Source organism: Deltaproteobacteria bacterium (genome assembly GCA_009930495.1).
Classification (GTDB): domain Bacteria; phylum Desulfobacterota; class Desulfovibrionia; order Desulfovibrionales; family Desulfomicrobiaceae; genus Desulfomicrobium.
This window is the reverse complement of record RZYB01000007.1, coordinates 24,587-40,696: the sequence shown is the minus strand read 5'-3', so window position 1 is coordinate 40,696 and position 16,110 is coordinate 24,587. Positions and strand designations below refer to the sequence as shown.

General features: G+C 63.2%; 10 protein-coding genes. 2 read left to right on the top strand and 8 right to left on the bottom strand.

The annotated features are described in order from the left end of the window. The first annotated feature begins 190 nt into the window (after positions 1–190). The gene (locus EOL86_01765) at positions 191–1,303 is read left to right on the top strand and encodes a response regulator (protein ID NCD24309.1); all 1,113 of its coding nucleotides are present in this window, start codon (positions 191–193) and stop codon (positions 1,301–1,303) included. Between the two features lie 62 nt (positions 1,304–1,365). On the opposite strand, the gene mltG is transcribed toward EOL86_01765, so the two are convergent. The 5 genes from mltG to hypF form a co-directional block, all read right to left on the bottom strand. After that, entirely contained in the window at positions 1,366–2,400 is a 1,035-nt protein-coding gene (gene mltG, locus EOL86_01760) for an endolytic transglycosylase MltG (GenBank protein NCD24308.1), read from the bottom strand. Continuing rightward, complete coding sequence (gene ruvX / locus EOL86_01755; GenBank protein NCD24307.1) at positions 2,397–2,801, bottom strand: Holliday junction resolvase RuvX; 405 nt, start codon at positions 2,799–2,801, stop codon at positions 2,397–2,399. The genes mltG and ruvX overlap by 4 nt, the downstream gene beginning before the upstream one ends. Further along, positions 2,798–6,343: an FAD-binding oxidoreductase gene (locus EOL86_01750; GenBank protein ID NCD24306.1), complete on the bottom strand. Its 3,546-nt coding sequence runs from the start codon at positions 6,341–6,343 to the stop codon at positions 2,798–2,800. Before EOL86_01750 ends, ruvX begins: the two co-directional genes overlap by 4 nt. Before the next feature lie 172 nt (positions 6,344–6,515). After that, on the bottom strand, positions 6,516–8,351 hold the full coding sequence (sppA, locus tag EOL86_01745; protein NCD24305.1) for a signal peptide peptidase SppA: 1,836 nt from the start codon (positions 8,349–8,351) through the stop codon (positions 6,516–6,518). Positions 8,352–8,356: 5 nt separating this feature from the next. Beyond that, positions 8,357–10,663: a carbamoyltransferase HypF gene (gene hypF, locus EOL86_01740; GenBank protein ID NCD24304.1), complete on the bottom strand. Its 2,307-nt coding sequence runs from the start codon at positions 10,661–10,663 to the stop codon at positions 8,357–8,359. A 164-nt stretch (positions 10,664–10,827) separates the two neighbouring features. Between hypF and EOL86_01735 the strand changes: the two genes are divergently transcribed. Then, complete coding sequence (locus EOL86_01735) at positions 10,828–11,943, top strand: sensor histidine kinase (GenBank protein NCD24303.1); 1,116 nt, start codon at positions 10,828–10,830, stop codon at positions 11,941–11,943. A 197-nt stretch (positions 11,944–12,140) separates the two neighbouring features. Here the strand turns inward: EOL86_01735 and EOL86_01730 are convergent, their stop codons facing one another. The 3 genes from EOL86_01730 to sucD all read right to left on the bottom strand — a co-directional run bounded on the left by EOL86_01730 (position 12,141) and on the right by sucD (position 16,064). Beyond that, complete coding sequence (locus tag EOL86_01730) at positions 12,141–13,094, bottom strand: DUF362 domain-containing protein (protein ID NCD24302.1); 954 nt, start codon at positions 13,092–13,094, stop codon at positions 12,141–12,143. Continuing rightward, complete coding sequence (locus tag EOL86_01725; GenBank protein ID NCD24301.1) at positions 13,048–13,881, bottom strand: hypothetical protein; 834 nt, start codon at positions 13,879–13,881, stop codon at positions 13,048–13,050. Before EOL86_01725 ends, EOL86_01730 begins: the two co-directional genes overlap by 47 nt. Positions 13,882–13,994: 113 nt before the next feature. Then, entirely contained in the window at positions 13,995–16,064 is a 2,070-nt protein-coding gene (gene sucD, locus EOL86_01720) for a succinate--CoA ligase subunit alpha (protein NCD24300.1), read from the bottom strand. Positions 16,065–16,110: the final 46 nt, after the last annotated feature.

Genomic DNA, 16,110 nt, shown 5'->3' with positions numbered 1-16,110 from the left:
TGCCGCTTTTGGATTCGCGCAAGCCCAAGGGATGCCAGATCGCGCTCAAGGCCCTGCGTTCCCGCGCCCTGACGCCCGGTTTGCGCGCGGGCATCACTCGCCTGGGGCGTCTGGTGGACACCTATGAATTCCCGGAAGCCAGGGCCCTGGCCGAGGAACTGTGCACGCGTTTGCAAAAGGACTGTTCGTGATGACGCATCTGTCTGGAAGTAGCATTTTGGCTGTCGATGACACCACATTGAATTTGGATATTCTGGTCGGCACCCTGGGGGAGCTTTACGACCTGTCCGTGGCCCTCGATGGAGAAACGGCCCTGGAAATGGCCGAACGCGAGCCCCCGGATCTGATCCTGCTGGACATCATGATGCCGGGATTGGACGGCTACGAGGTGCTGCGCCGCCTCAAGGCCTCGCCGCGCACGGCCGAGGTGCCGGTCATCATGCTTTCGGCCTTGTCGGAATTGGAGAGCAAATCCAAGGGGTTTCAGCTTGGCGCCGTGGACTATCTGACCAAGCCTTTCGAGCTGGAGGAGCTGTTGGCCCGGGTGAAGACGCATCTGACCCTGGCCCGGACCAGGGAAGAGCTGCGCCAGCACAATGATCTTCTGGAGCGGCGGGTCCGCGAGCGGACCCGCGAGGTCCTGCTGACCCAGCAGGCGACCATCGAGAGCATGGCCATCCTGGCCGAATTCCGCGATCCGGAGACCGGCGAGCACATCCACCGCGTCAAGGGGTACGTGGCCCTGCTGGCCCGCGAAATGGAGGACCATCCCGTGTATCGGGGGCTGCTCGACAAGAACTATATCGATTTATTGGTCAATTCCTGCCCGCTGCACGACATCGGCAAGGTCGGGGTGCCGGACCATATCCTGCTCAAACCGGGCAAGCTGACGGACGAGGAATTCGAGATCATGAAGCGCCACGCCGAATACGGTTTTGGCGCCATTGAAGCCGTGCAAAAGCGGCTTGGCGTGATGCCTTTTTTGCGCCTAGCCGCCAAAATCGCCCACACGCACCATGAAAAATGGGACGGCACCGGCTATCCGCGCGGTCTCAAGGGAGAGGAGATCCCCCTGTGCGGCCGGATCATGGCCCTGGCCGACGTCTATGACGCCCTGATCAGCCGCCGGGTCTACAAGCCGCCGTTTACTCATGGCCGGGCCGTGGAGATCATCATTGAGGGTCGGGGCGTTCATTTCGATCCGGATCTGACCGATATTTTTGCCGCCCATCACGAGGAATTCCGGCATATCGCCCTGGACAACGCCGAATCCGAGGAACAGCGGGAAGCCTTGGGGCGGTGAGAAAAAAACGGGTTGGAATCAGCAGAAGGTGGAAGACAGGCTCTTCCACCTTTTTTGGGGCGTCAGTTGGCGGACGAGGACGGCATGGGGCGGCCTCGGCGTTGATATTTGATGACCGCGTTGGTGTGCTCGTTCAGGGTCCGGCTGAAATGATGGGTGCCATCCTGGCGGGCCACGAAATAGAGGAATTCGTGCCGGTCCGGATGGGCGGCCGCGTCCAGGGCGGCCTTGCCCGGCGAGCAGATGGGCCCGGGGGGCAGACCGGGATGGACATAGGTGTTGTAACGGTTGGCGGCGTCGGTCAGGTGGAATTTTTTCAGGTTGCCGTCAAAGCTTGCGCCCAATCCATAGATGATGGTCGGATCACACTGGAGCAACATGCCCCGCTCCAGGCGGTTGGCGTAAACCCCGGCCACGGTACCGCGTTCGGCGGGCACGGCGGTTTCCTTTTCCACAAGGGAGGCCAGGATAACGGTGTCGTGCAGGATTTTTGGATCGCGTGCCTGGGGCAGATCGCGGACCGTGGCCGCGAAGCGGTCCAGCAGGGCCTGGAGAATGGGGTAGGGGTCCTGTTTGGGAATACGCGGAAAAAAATAGGTTTCCGGAAACAGGTAGCCCTCGGCGTCGGTGGCGTTGATGCCGTTCTTGCGCAAAAAATCCTGGTCGCGGCAGGCGGCCAGGAAGCGTTCGCTCGTGGTCAGTCCGGTGGCGTTCACGGCCTGGGCCACTTCGCGCATGGTCAGCCCCTCGGCGAACTGGAGACGGTGCAGCATGGGCTGGCCATGGGCCAGGACATCCAGAATCTGGCGTGGGCTCATGGCCGCCGACAATTCAAACTCGCCGGCCTGCAGGGTTTCCTTCGTGTAGCGCCCCCAAAGCCGAAAACCCTCGGCCCAGCGCACCAGCCCTTCCTGTTCCAGGCGCTTGGCAACGACCCGCGGGGATTCCCCGGATTCGATGGTAAAAACGCGGGTGCTGTTCGTCGTGGTGTCCAAGGGCGTTTCCAGAAAATAGCGGCCGGCCAGGAACAGTCCGCCCGCCGCGAGAATCATACATGCCACCAGGCTCAGTCCGAATATGATCAGCCGTCGTTTCATCGCTGTGCTCCCAAAAAAATCTCCAGAATGCAGACCGCGGCCATCTGGTCGAGCATGGCCGCCTGCTTGCGTTCGGGCACTCCGGCCTGGCGCAGCCGTTCGGCCGCCTCGAAGGACGTCAGGGCCTCATTGACCATGTGGATGGGCTGGGCCACGCGCCGGGCCAGACTGGCCTGGAAATTTTTCACCTGGCGCGTGGTCAGCGTTTCCTGGCCGTCCAGATCAAGGGGCAGGCCCAGAACGACCGCCTCGATGCCTTCCCGTTCGATGATGTCCAGCAGATCGGCGAAAAGGCGGTCCTTGGTGCTTTTGACCAGTGTTTTGAACGGAAAGGCCATCCCCCCTTGGGAGATGGCCAGTCCGATGCGTTTTTGCCCGTAGTCGATGCCCAGGAGTTTCATACGGTGATGGTCTGGACCGCGCCAGCGACCAAGGCTTTGTTCAGGCGTTTGATGAAGTCCTTGCGCCATGTCGGACCGTGCCCGATGGCTGCCAGAAATTCCAGGGTGTGCAACACCTCCCGGTTCACGTTCATTTCCAGCAGCGAACGGCTGATGCCGATCTTGCACGACGGGCAGCCGACCACGATGGGGTTTTCGACCGGATAGCCGGTCAGGTCCTTGCCCAGTTGTTCTTTTTTGCGGGCCCGCAGCCGGTTGTAAATCTTGGGGGAGGTCAGGGCGCCCAGGCCGGATTCGCCGCAACAAAAGGGCGAGATCGCGACCTTGGACCGGACCAGCTTGCCCAGCTCGTCGGCATAGATATCGGGCGCCTTGAGGGGCGCGACCCCTGTCCATTCGTGGTGGCAGGCAGCGTGGTACAGAAGCTGCTCGGGGCCCTGTCCGAAGCTGCTTTTGGTATTCTGGACGATGTACTGAACCACGTCGAAAAATTCGATCTGGCGTGTGTCCAGGGATTTCAGCCTGTATCCACTGATGCCCTCGCGGCAGGTGCCGCATGAGGTCAGCACGGCCTTGATGGTAAAGCCCGCGGCCTCGGCGTTGCGGATGGTCGCGTCCAGCAGCTTCTGGTTTTCCGCGCCGACGCGGTCGTACTGATCCTTGCAGCCCGAGGCCAGGAGCGGATAGCCGCAGCACAGATGGTTCGGCGGCAGCACCACGGTCACGCCCGCGTCCAGGAGCAGACGCACGGCGGCCACGCCGATGGAGCGGTAGAACAGACTCGCGCCGCATCCCGGAAAGTAGAGCACGGCCCGTTTGTGGGGCATGCCGTCCTGGGTGATGATGTTGCCCTTGCTCAAATTCAAGGATTGCTTGAGATTTTTGAACTGGGTTGTCGGCCCCTTGCCATGGAGCAGCGGATTGTCCAGGTGATCGCGCCAGGATTTTGGCAGCAGGGTCACGGTTCGATTGCCCAGTTCCTGGCCCAGACCAGCCAGCTTGGCCACCTTGGGCAGCATGGTTTGCGGGTCCTGGCTGAGGAGGTTCAAAACGCGGTTTTTGAACGGGTGTCCGCCCGCGCCTTTTTCCTCCAGATAGGCCCGCATCTGCAGGGTCACGTCCTGGGTCCTGATTTTGACCGGACAAATGGCGAAGCATTTGCCGCAGGCCGTGCAGTGGTCCAGGATTTTTTGCAGCTCACCAAGCAGGCGCGGATCGGGCTCGCCGTTTTGCAGCTGGGAATAGTAGAGGGCCTCCACCAATGCGCCCAGCGTGATGTTTTTGTTGCGCGGGTGAAAGAGCAGGCCTTTTTGGGGCAGGTACATGGGGCAGACCTGCTTGCACTTGCCGCAGCGGGTACAGGTCTGGACGTTCAAAAGCAGGTTGATCAGGTTTTCCTTGCCCGGCAGCGCGGTCTTGTTGATGTCCTTGATCAGCCGGTTGAAGGAGAAGGTGTAGGGCACAACGACCAGATCGCGCTGGGTCAGTTTGCCCGGGTTGAAGATGTTGTTGGGATCGACCTTTTTTTTGTAGCCGCGCAGAGCCGCGATTTTTTCCTCGGCCAGAAAGCCGATCTTGGTGATGCCGATGCCGTGTTCGCCGGAAACCTGGCCCTTGAGTTCAAGGACCTTGTGGAAGAGTTTGCCCACGGCCTCCTCGGCCAGGGCGAGCATGCGGGCGTCGTTGGAGTTGACCGGCAGGTTGACGTGGCAGTTGCCGTCGCCAGCGTGCATGTGATTGGCGATGACCACGCGCGTGTTCTGCATGTGTTCGAAAATCTTGGACAGTTCCTCGTGCAGTTTGGGGTACTTGCCCTTGAGATGCTGGAAAAAGAAGGACGTCTGGAGTTCCAATTCCTGTTCGGGCAGTTCGTTCTTGCTGGTCTTGCCCCGGATGATGGCCGTGGCCACGTCCATTTCCATGCGGATGAATGCGTCGTCGACCTCGATGCCATCCAGGGCCTGAACCTGTTGCAGGGCCTCGCGGTAGGCGATGGCCAGATAGTACAGGTTCTGTTCCTCCAGGAAGTCCGAGAATTCCGGGATGACATCGGTGGGGATGACGATGTCCTCGTTGAGCTTGAATCCGCTGGTGCGCTTGGAAATGGCCGAAAGCTGGTGACGGTCGTGCCAGAACACCTCGGCCTCGCGGGCGTCGCTGGCCACGAAGCTGTCGACGTTGTCAAAGGCCGCGCAGATTTCGACGATGCCGCGCGTGGCCTCTGCCAGGGCCGTTTCATCCGTGGAGTCGAGCTGGATGATCAGGACCGAGATGGGAATGCCGTCGAATTTTTCGGATTTTTTGGCGTAATCAATGGCCTGGACATATTTGATGTTGAATTCTTCCAGGGCCGAGAGTTTGACCAGATCGCCCTGGGTGCGGATTTCGTCGCGCAGGGCGATGATGCTTTTGATCACATACATGGCGTTGCGCATGGAATTTCCATAGAACTCCAGGCACATGACCCGCGAGAGGGGCAGGATGGGATGCAGGGTGAACGTGGCTTCGGTGATGATTCCGTCCACGCCTTCCTTCTGTACGCCGGGCAGACCGCCCAGGTATTTGTTGGTCACGTCCTTGCCCAGGGCCGCGCCCCGGATTTCGTCGCCCTTGAGGGCGATGGTTTCCTTGCGGCCGCCGAATTCATCCACAATTTCAAAGACCGCCGTTTCCTCGGGCATGATCTTGTGCCGGGGGTGATTGACGCGCCGGACCTGGATGACCTCGCCCGTGGGCAGAACCATTTTGTAGGCAAAAAGATTGTCCAGCGTTGTGCCGTATTCAAAGGCAAAGGGACCGCCGGCGTTTTCCGAGACATTGCCGCCGATGGACGAGGCCGCCTTGGAGGCCGGGTCCACGGTCAAAAGCAGCCCCTTGGCGGCGGCGGCCTGGATGGCGTTCAGGGTGATGACACCGGATTGCAGGCTGATGGTCTGGGTCTCGAGATCGATGTCGATGATCTCCTTGAGCCGGCTCAGGCTCAGGATGACCGTGCGCGGCTTGGCCGGCACCGCGCCGCCGGTCAGGCCGGAGCCGCCGCCACGCGGCACGATGGGAAAGCCCATTTCGTTGGCCAGACGGATCACGCCCTGAATTTGGGCCGTGTTTTCCGGAAATACGACCAGAGCCGGCAGCTCCATGCGCAGGTCCGTGGCGTCCGTGGAACACTCAATAAGGTTGTTGGCGGTGGAGACGATTTGCTCCCTGTCCATGATGGCCGACAAGCGCCCGATGAGCGTGGTCTTGAATTTTTGGTCCGCTTCGAAACTTTGCCAGAAGCGGTCCAGACAGCCGGACAGTTCACGGTAATATTCCGGCGACAGGGCCGCGCGTTCGGCCTGGAGCCGGGCGGCCACGCTCTGGCGCACGTCCTTGGCCGGAATGAACGGGTTGTAGCGGATGATGAACAGTTCCTCGGCCAGACCCAACGCCAGCTGCTGGAGATATTCCGGCCAGGTCTGGAACTCTTCCAGGGGCAGACCCAGGACGCGTTTGACCAGGCGTTCGGGAGCAAGGGAGATATGTGGTCCTTTTTGGGGCATGATGACACCATTATGAATAATGCCGGAGAGAACGGCAGTTGCGGTTTGTCCGGCGCGGCGAAAGGCGCGCGTCTGGGGAGAAAACGGAAAGGGGAAATTTCTAAACGCTCGATTCTGGCTTGGCAAGGCGCAAAAACCGTTCCGCCCGGCCAGCCGGGCGGAACGGGAATGATCACCGGAGACTGACCTCGCATTCCAGGCTGCGGGCATACAGGTGTCGCGGATCGGTGAAGCTGGACAGGACGCGGGCGTGTTCGTCCACGGCGAAGAGCACCGCCGCGAGGTGTGGGTCGGGGGCGGGGAGAAGGGCCGCGACGCCGGAGAACAGGCTTTGCATCAGGGTTTCCCGTGGGGACAGTTCCCGGCGGAGTTCCTTGGTCGCGGCGGATTTCAGCCCGGCCAGATCGCTGGCCACGAGAATGGCCTCGTCCAGGCCGCCCAGTTGGTCCACGAGCTTGCGGCCAAGGGCCTCGCGGCCGCTGAAAACCCGGCCCCCGGCCGAATCCTCGACCTTGTCGATCGGAATGCGTCGGCCCTGGGCAACCCGGTCGAGAAAGGTGTCGTAGCCGAAGCGCAGCAGATGCCCGATGGCGGCCTCGGTCTTGCCGGCCAGCGGGCGCAGGGGGTGGCCGAGGTCGGCCAGCGTGGTGGTGCCGACGCCGTCGGTGGTCACGCCCCATTCGAGGGCGGTGTTTTCGAAGGTCGGAAACGCGGCGAAAATGCCGATGGAACCGGTCAGAGTGGTCGGTTCGGCCACGATGCGGTTGGCGGCCGAGGCGATCCAATACGCGCCGGAGGCGGCCAGACTGCCCATGGACACGACCACGGGCTTGCCCGCGTCCTGGGTGCGGATGATTTCACGGTGGATTTCCTCGGACGCAGTGGCGCTGCCGCCGGGGCTGTCGATGCGCAGCACCACGGCCACGATGGCGGGGTCCTCGCGGGCCTGTTCAAAAAGATCGGCCATGGTTTCGCTGCCGATCCTGCTCGCGGGCTGCTGTCCGGGCATGATGGCTCCCCGGGCGCGGATGATGGCGATGACTTCCTCGTCCCGGACCGGTGATCCCGGATTGGCCCGCAGATAGTCGCGCCAGCCGATTTGGCGCGGATCGTCGGGCGGGTTGCCCAGTTTTTCGGTCACATGGCGTCGGAATTGATCCGGAGCCTGGATCAGATCGACCAGCTTGGCGCTCACGGCCAGCTTGGCCGCGTTGCCGGACATTGCGGCCAGGGCCGTGTCGATGGTTTCCACGTACCGACTCGGGCTGTCGGGGGGAAGGTGGCGGTTGGCGGCGATTTCGGCCTGATAGGTTGCCCACAGCTCGTCCAGCCAGACCCGGTTCATGGACTTGGCTTCCTCGGACATGGAATCCCGGGTGAAGGGTTCGACGGCGCTTTTGTAGTCGCCGACGCGAAAGACATGAAAGTTGACCCTGGCCTTGTCCAGCAATCCCTTGAAAAAGGTCGGGTACGTGCCAAAACCGGTCAGGGCCACGCCGCCCAGGGACGTGACGGAAATCTGATCCGCGTTGGAGGCCAACAGGTACTGACCCTGGGTGTATGTCGTGGCGTGGCTGAACACGGGCTTGCCGCGTTCCTTGAAGGTTTTGATGGCCTTGCCGATGGTCAGCAGCTTGGTCGTGTCGCAGCCCTTCAGGTTCTCGGGCTCGATGAGCATGGCCTGAATGTTTGGATCGTCGGCGGCCCTGGTCACGGCGTCCACGATGTCCTGGACGCGGCTCTCCCCGGTCAGACCGTTTTCGGGGTCCATCTCGCGCAGCAGGGCCTCGGCTGGATCGGGTGGCTGGATCTCCTCGACCAGAACGCCCGAGGGATCGAGCACGAGAACCGAATTGGGTTCCAGGTCGGCGCGTGGCCGCACGAAAATGGCCACCACGATGACGGTCAGAAGAACAAGAAAAAGCGTGTTCAGCACGGCCCGGCGCAGCCAGTCCACGATTTTCCACAGACTGGACAGCAACGCGCCAATATCGGTCAAAATACGCATGGTGTTTACTCCTGTTGTCTGTGCAGGGCCGTCTGCCCGTAGGCGGCCTGTCCGAGGGAGATACAGGCGTCATTGGGTGGCAGATGGCGATGGGTCAACGGCACGAGTCCCATGGCGCGCAGACGGCGGGGCAACTCCGTGGTCAGGGTCAGATTGTGCATGACCCCGCCGCTCAAGCCCACGCGGGAACAGCCCGTTTGTCCGGCCAGGGTGGCGCAGAGCGCGGTCAGGCCATCGAGGAGGCCAAGGTGGAAGCGGCGGCTGATACGTCCGACGGATTCCCCGGCCCGCCAGTCGGCATGGACTTGCGCGAAAAGAGTGGCGGTGTCCACCTCGAGCAAACTTTCGCGACTCACGATGGGGCAGGCATAGGCGCGATTTTCGGCCATGTCCTGGCTGGATTCCAAAATGATGGCCGCCTGTCCCTCGTAGGATATTTCCGGACACAATCCGAGCATGCCGGCCACGGCGTCGAACAGCCGGCCGCAACTCGAGGACAGCGGGCTGTTGAGGCCCTTGTCGAGCATCTGGCCGACAATGTTGTCCGCATTCCCGAAGCGTTCCAGCCAGGGCCAGGGTTTGTCGCCCGGAGCGACGATGCCCAGGGCATGCAGAAACGCCCTGGCCATGCGCCAGGGCTGCCGGGCCGCGCTGTCGCCGCCGGGCAGGCGGACCTGGGAAAACCGGGCCAGACGGCGCTGCTCCAATGTCGTCGTGTCCACGAAAAGGCCCTCGCCGCCCCAGATAGTGCCGTCGTCGCCCAGGCCGGTGCCGTCCAGGGCCAGCCCCAGGGCCGGGCCCTGATGGCGGTTTTCGGCCAGCACGGCATGGATGTGGGCGAAATGATGCTGCAGGGGCAGACAGGGCAGGCCGGCTTCGCGGGCAAAGCCGGTGCTCATGTAGTCCGGATGCAGGTCGTGGACCACCGCCTGGGGCCGGACTTGTAGAATGTCGGCCAGATGGGCCGCGATCTCGCGGAAAAAGGTGAAGGTGTCCAGGTTTTCCAGATCCCCGATATGTTGGGAAACAAAGGCCTGTCGGCCCTTGGTCAGACACAGGGTGTTCTTGAGCAGCGGCCCCACGCCCAAAACCGTGGGGCCGTCCGTGGCCAAGTCGATGGGCGAGGGCGTGAAGCCGCGCGCCCGGCGGATGAACTGGGGCGCCGCGTCCGTCCAGCGCAGCACCGAATCGTCGCAGCGGATGAGGATGTCGCGGTCATGGAGCAGGAAAAAGTCCGCGATACCGGCCAGACGGGCCAGGGCCTCGCGGTTGCCCAGGCAGATGGGGTCGGCGCTGATATTCCCGGAAGTCATGACCAGGGCGGCGGGCGGGGCCGGAGAGGCGTCATTGAGCAGGGCGAAGAGCACGTGATGAAGCGGGGTGTAGGGCAGCATCAGGCCCAGATACGCGGTGTCCGGGGACAGTCCCGGCGCCAGCCCTCGGTCCGGTGCGGCCGGAAGCAGCACGATGGGGCGCTCCGGGCCCGAAAGCAGCCGCGCCTCGTCCTCGGTGATCCGGGTCAGGCATCGGGCCGCGTCCAGGTCGCGGACCATGATTGCCAGAGGTTTGTCCTTGCGGTTCTTGCGCTGGCGCAAGGCGGCCACGGCCTCGGCGTTACGGGCGTCGCAGACCAGATGGAATCCGCCCAGGCCCTTCATGGCCAGAATGCGGCCCTCAAGCAGGAGTCTGGCCGTTTGGGCCAGGGCCGCGTCCTTTTCGGCCAGCCGCGTTCCCTGGCGGTCCGTCAGCCAGACCTGGGGGCCGCAGACCGGGCAGGCATTGGGCTGGGCGTGAAAACGCCGATCCAGGGGATCCGTGTACTCGGTCCGACAGTCGGGGCACATGGGAAAACAGGCCATGGACGTTGTCGCCCGGTCGTAGGGGATGGACCGGGTGATGGTGTAGCGCGGGCCGCAGTTGGTGCAGTTGGTGAACGGGTAATGATGGCGGCGGCCACCCGGTTCCAGGGTGTCGCGCAGGCAGTCGGCGCAGGTGGCCACGTCCGGGCTGATCAGCACCTGATGGCCGGCGCCGCCCGTGCTTTTTTTGATGCGAAATCCGGCTTCGCCGGCCACGGGCGCGATCTCCTGGCGTTTCCAGTCCGCGATGCGGGCTAGCGGGGGCAGGTTGGCCGCGAACAGATCCTCGAAGGCGGCCAATTGTCCGGCCTCGCCCTGCACCTCGATGACCACGCCCTCGGACGTGTTGCCGACATGGCCGCTAACGGCCGCGCCAAGGGCGGATTTATAGACAAACGGACGGAATCCAACGCCTTGGACGCCGCCTGTGATGATCCATTTCCAGCGTTTCATGTTCACTCTTTCGCGGTTGCGGTGATGATGCGTGGCGGCACGGGAACGCGCCGCGCCGTCCTGCTGTAGCCGCTGCGGGGATCGGCCGCAATGTTGACCTTAGCTGGAGCTGTTCGTATGACACGCCATCCTTGGAACCTTATTCGCGTTTCGGCGGGAGAGGCATGAACAAAGACACGGCGTACTACGAACGGCTGCGGGACGTGCTCACCAGCGGACCGGGTCTGGCCCGGATACTCGATCGTTCACGGATTGTGATCGTCGCGGTCGATGCGGACCGGCGCATGGTCTACGGGACCAAAAGCGCCCTGGATCTGGCAGGCGTCACGGATATGAACGCGCTTCTCGGCCGTGCTCCGGGGGATTTTTTCCGCTGCGTCAACGCCGAAGCCGCAGGCTGCGGCAATGGTCCGAACTGCTGCGAATGCGGTGTCTTGCTCGGCATCAGGGCCGGTCTGGCCGGAAAGGAGTCCGAGGAGTCCTGCTCTCTGACCTTCCAGGTCGGCAATCGCCTGGAAGTCCGCGATTTTCGCGTGCAGGCCCTGCCGTTTGTCCTTGAGGGTCAGCCGTATGTGGTTCTCCTGTTCGAGGATGTCGGGCACGAAAAACGGCGCCGCGCCCTGGAGCGGGTCTTTTTGCACGACATTTTGAACAGCGTTGGCGCCATCAAGGGAATTTTGACGTTTCTGAAAAGCGATCTGTCGGGCGAGCACCAGGAATTGATCAGCTCCGTGTTGCCGCATTTCGATATCTGCGTCGACGAAATCGCGGCCCAGAAAAAACTTCTGGCGGCCGAGACCGATGACCTGGTTCTGTCGTGCGAGCGGTTTTCCGTGTCGGAATTGTTGCGGGGGCTGGTGCATGTCTATCGGCAGCACGCCCTGGGCAGTGATCGGACCATCGAGCTCGATTCGCGCTGCGGCGATGCCGAGATGCTTGGCGATCGGGTCGTCGTGCACCGAATCTGCATGAATCTGCTTAAAAACGCCCTGGAGGCCACGCACCCGGGCCAGACCGTGCGCCTGGAAGCAGTTCGGGACGGCAATGATTTTCATATTTCCGTGCACAACCCCGGTCGCATGCCCGACGAGGTCCAGCATCAGCTTTTCCACCGTTCCTTTTCGACCAAGGGTCAGGGACGGGGTCTGGGCACCTACAGCGTGCAATTGCTGTGCGCCAATTATCTGGGCGGCCGGGTCTGGTTTGAATCGACCGAGACGGACGGCACCACTTTTCATGTCGTTATTCCCAGCGGCTGCTCACCCCGACCCCAGGCCTGAGCCAAAGCCTTCGGCCCGCGGCGGCCATGTCCCTTCGTTGCCTTGTTTTCAGACTTCTTTTTGTCCTTGGAGTGGCATTTCGGCCTTGGCCATGGACATAATGCCGTCCCACGCATCGTTTCGACGTTATCGCCGGGGCGGGCGTGCCGGAGGTGTCGGCCGTGTCGTTTATTGGATGATCGCGTGCGATGGCATGGTCAGACCGAGCGCGTTCTGGCCATCCACAACCGCTTGATAAAGCTGCGTGTCAAGGTCCAGGGGCGGAAGGACTCCGGCTTGAGCTGGTCTGGCAGGACAAAGCCGCTGGCGTCAAAGGCCGAGGGGGCGAGCGCGGGAAAGCGCAATGCGTCCGGATTCGCGCCGGGGAGCGCGTCGCGGACGCATTGCGCCCAGATGGGCAGCTCCCTGGCCGTCAGGCCCAAGGTCATGCCGGCGGCCGCGTCCAGGGCCACGGCCGAGACGCTCGCGCCCAGAAAATGGAGCCGAAAGCCGTCGCCGGCGATGGGGCCGGTACGGTGCATGGCCTCGACTCCGTCCAGAACGCTGACCGTTGGCGGCAGAACCGCTCCCAGTCCGCAAATCAGGGACGTGAATTCGTGCTCCCGGTCGCCGTGGCGGGCGTGGAGCCAGGCCTTGCGCACGCCGCTGACGCAGCCGAACAGGTTTTTGACCGCGCCGGTCAGACGCATCTGGGAATGGGCCTTGAATTTGCCCAAGTTCACGATCAGATCCGCGTCCAGGGCATGGGCGGAAATCCGTACCATAAAACCGTTGCTTGACCGGGGCACGCTCCGGTCAAGGGTGATGATGGGGATATCCAGGCCGCGCAACGCCCTGGTCAGGCCCGAAACCCGGGCTACGGCCTGGGCCGTGCCAAAAGCCGGTGAATCTCCGATGATGACGCGGGCGCCCAGGTCGCGGCAGTGGCGGGCGGCCGTGGCGATGATCAGGGGATGGGTGCAGGACAGGCGGGCGTTGCGCGGCGAGACGAAATTGGGTTTGAGCAGGATCGAGCGGCCATGAATATCCGGCAGGACACGATCGAGAAGGTCGGGCAGACGCGCCGCCGCGTCGCTGTACGAGGCCGGCCGGTCCAGAAAAACATCAAGCACGCATGACCTTGCCCAGGGCCTTGGAGATGATGCGGGCATGGCTTTTTTCCTGCTCGGCCAGGGTCAGGTAGGTTTGCCCGGCCGCCGCCAGCCGGTCGCGGTTGGCCAGCCCCCGGTACAGATCATAGCTGTAGTATTCGATTTCGCAGGCCAGCTCCAGCATGCGCAGCATGCGGTCCTGGGGATCCGTGCCCAGACGGGCCATCCAGGCGGAAATGGGCTTGCCGCCCTCCATGATGCGTCCGTCCAGACGCTCGAACATTTCCTCGAAACCGTCCTCGGTGGGTGCCGTGGCGTGCTGACGCCAGTATTCGAAAATGCTCCGGGCGTGGCGCTCCTCCTGCTCGATCAGGTCCTCGGCCATGGCTCCCAATTCCGTGCCGGCGTACTCCTGGGACAGGGAGCGGTAAAACAGGCAGGCTCCTTTTTCCATGTTCATGGCCCGGAACAAGGTTTGCGCCAGGGGCATGTCCCGGGGGAAGAGTTCCAGGTGCGGGATGTCCTTGAGGTCCTTGCCCTGCCAACCCGTGATGCCGCCGACCAGGTTGTAAATGTGTCCCCGCCTGGGGCCGGCGTCCTTGACCAGGGTCGCGGCCACGGCGGAGCGTCCGCCGGTGCGGCAATAAAGCACCAGATGCGCCGTGGGGTCGAGTTCGTCCAGGCGGTCCTCGATTTCCGGCAGGGGAACGAGCAAGGCGCCTGGAATATGGGTTTCGTCGTATTCGCGCGGCTGGCGCACGTCGACGAGCTGATAATCGCGTTCCCTGGTTTTCGTCCGGAATTCTTCCAATTCGTCCGGGTAGATGTCGATGACATTTCTGCTCATGGCAACCTCGCGTGTACCGTGGTGCGGATTGGGCAGTGTCTACGGGAAAGAAGCAGACAAATCCAGGCTTGCGACCCACACAAAAAAAACGTGACCGGGGCCGGTCGGCGAGGTCAGAGCACCCCGCTCACGGCTTCGGCGACCTGATCCAGGCGGGGCAGAAGCTGGAAGCCCGAGGCGGCCATGGCCCGGAGCTTGGCCTCGACGCCGCCGGAACCCTTTTCAAGAATGGCTCCGGCATGTCCCAGACGTTTGCCCGGAGGCGCGGTCTGACCGGCGATGAAGCCAAGGACCGGGAGTTCAAATCCGCTGGATTTGATGTATTCGCCCAGTTCCTCCTCGGCCGTGCCGCCGATTTCACCCAGGATGACCACGGCCTTGGTGCGCGGATCATGGCGGACGAGACGGCACAGGTCGGTGAAACCGGTGCCGATGAATGGGTCGCCGCCGATGCCGACGCACACGGATTGCCCGATGCCGGCCCGGGTCAGCTGGTCCACGCATTCGTAGGTCAGGGTGCCGCTGCGGGAAAAGACCGCCACCGGGCCGGGCAGGAAGATATCGCCGGGCATGATGCCGATCTTGGTTTGGCCGGGAATGATCAGCCCTGGACAGTTGGGGCCAATGACCCTGGTCCGGTGGGCGCGCAGACGATCCAGGGCACGGAGCATGTTCTGCTGCGGGATGCCGTCGGTGATGCAAACCACCCAGTCGATACCGGCGGCGGCCGCTTCCAGGACCGCGTCCGGAGCCAGGGCTCCGGGCACGAAAACGATCGAGGCATCGATGCGCATGGCCCGCGCCGCCTCGCGCACGGTGTCGAAGACCGGCACGCCAAGAACCTCGGTGCCGCCCTTGCCCGGCGTGACGCCGGCCACGATCCGGGTGCCGTAGTCCCGCATCAGTTGGCAGTGCAACCGGCCCTGCTTTCCGGTCAGGCCCTGGACCAACACTCGGCAGTCCTCGGGCAGGGGAAAGGCGGCGCGCGCGGGGCGGGAGCGGACCGGTTTGGCCTGGGGCGAGGGCACGCGGACGCGGGCATGATGCCGGGTCGGGACATTGTCTCCGATCTGGGCGGCCAAAACGGTCAGGGCCTCGCCCAGACTCGGACGGATATGCAGCCCGTCGAGCCGGGCCGCGCGCAGCAGTTCCAGGCCACGGTCGGCGCTGTTGCCGGCGAACCGGACCACCACGGGCTTGCGCGGCGGCGTGCCGTCAAGGGCGGCGAGCATGGCGGTCGCGACCTTTGCGCACGAGAGGATGCCTCCGAAGATGTTGATGAAAATAGCGCGGACCCGGGGCGTGTCGAACAGGATGTCGAAGGCCGTGCGCATGGCGGCCTCGTCGGCGCCGCCGCCCAGATCCAGAAAATTGGCGGCTTCCAGGCCTTCATGGTTCAGGACGTCCATGGTGGCCATGGCCAGTCCGGCGCCGTTGACCATCAACCCCACGAAGCCGTCCAATTCATGGTAGCTCAGACCGGCCGCCCTGGACCGGATTTCCTCCGGGCTCAGGTGGGCGGGCTCGAAAAAACGGTTCAGACTGGGGTCGATACCGACGTGGTGGTCGTCGATCTCGACCTTGCCATCGAGCACGAGAAATTCGCCGGCAACGGTCACGACCAGGGGATTGATCTCGGCCAGGAGCAGGCGGTGCCGGACTCCCAGGTCGAACAGGTTCCGGGCCAGGGCGCCGAAAGGCTTGGCCAGGGCGGGCGGCAGCTCCAGATGGTAGAAGAGATTGCGGATCTGGTAGGCGGCCAGGCCCTGGTCCGGATGGACCTGTTCGGACAGGAGGTTATCCTCGGACTGGTCCTCGATATTCACGCCGCCGGCGCGACCGGCCGTGACGCTCAGGCAGGCCCGGGCTCGGTTCAGACTGACCGACAGATACAATTCCCGGCTGTACCCGGCCTTGGGTTCGATCCGTGCCAAGCGGACCGCTTCGTTTTTGATCCGCAGCTTGAAAAGGCGGGCGAGTTCGCGGCTGGCCTCGTCCAGACTGGCGACGATGGCGATGCCGCCGGCCTTGCCCCGACCGCCGCTCAGGACTTGGGACTTGAGCACCCAGGGCAGTGGGAAGGGCGCCTCTGGCTCTTGACCCGGGCCAATCAGGACGCCGTCTGGAACGGGGAGTCCGGCTTCCTGGAAGAGGCGTTTGCTGTTGTGTTCATTGAGTTTCATGTCCGTACTCCATGTCCGCGGTTGTCAAACCCCATCCCTTGGACTA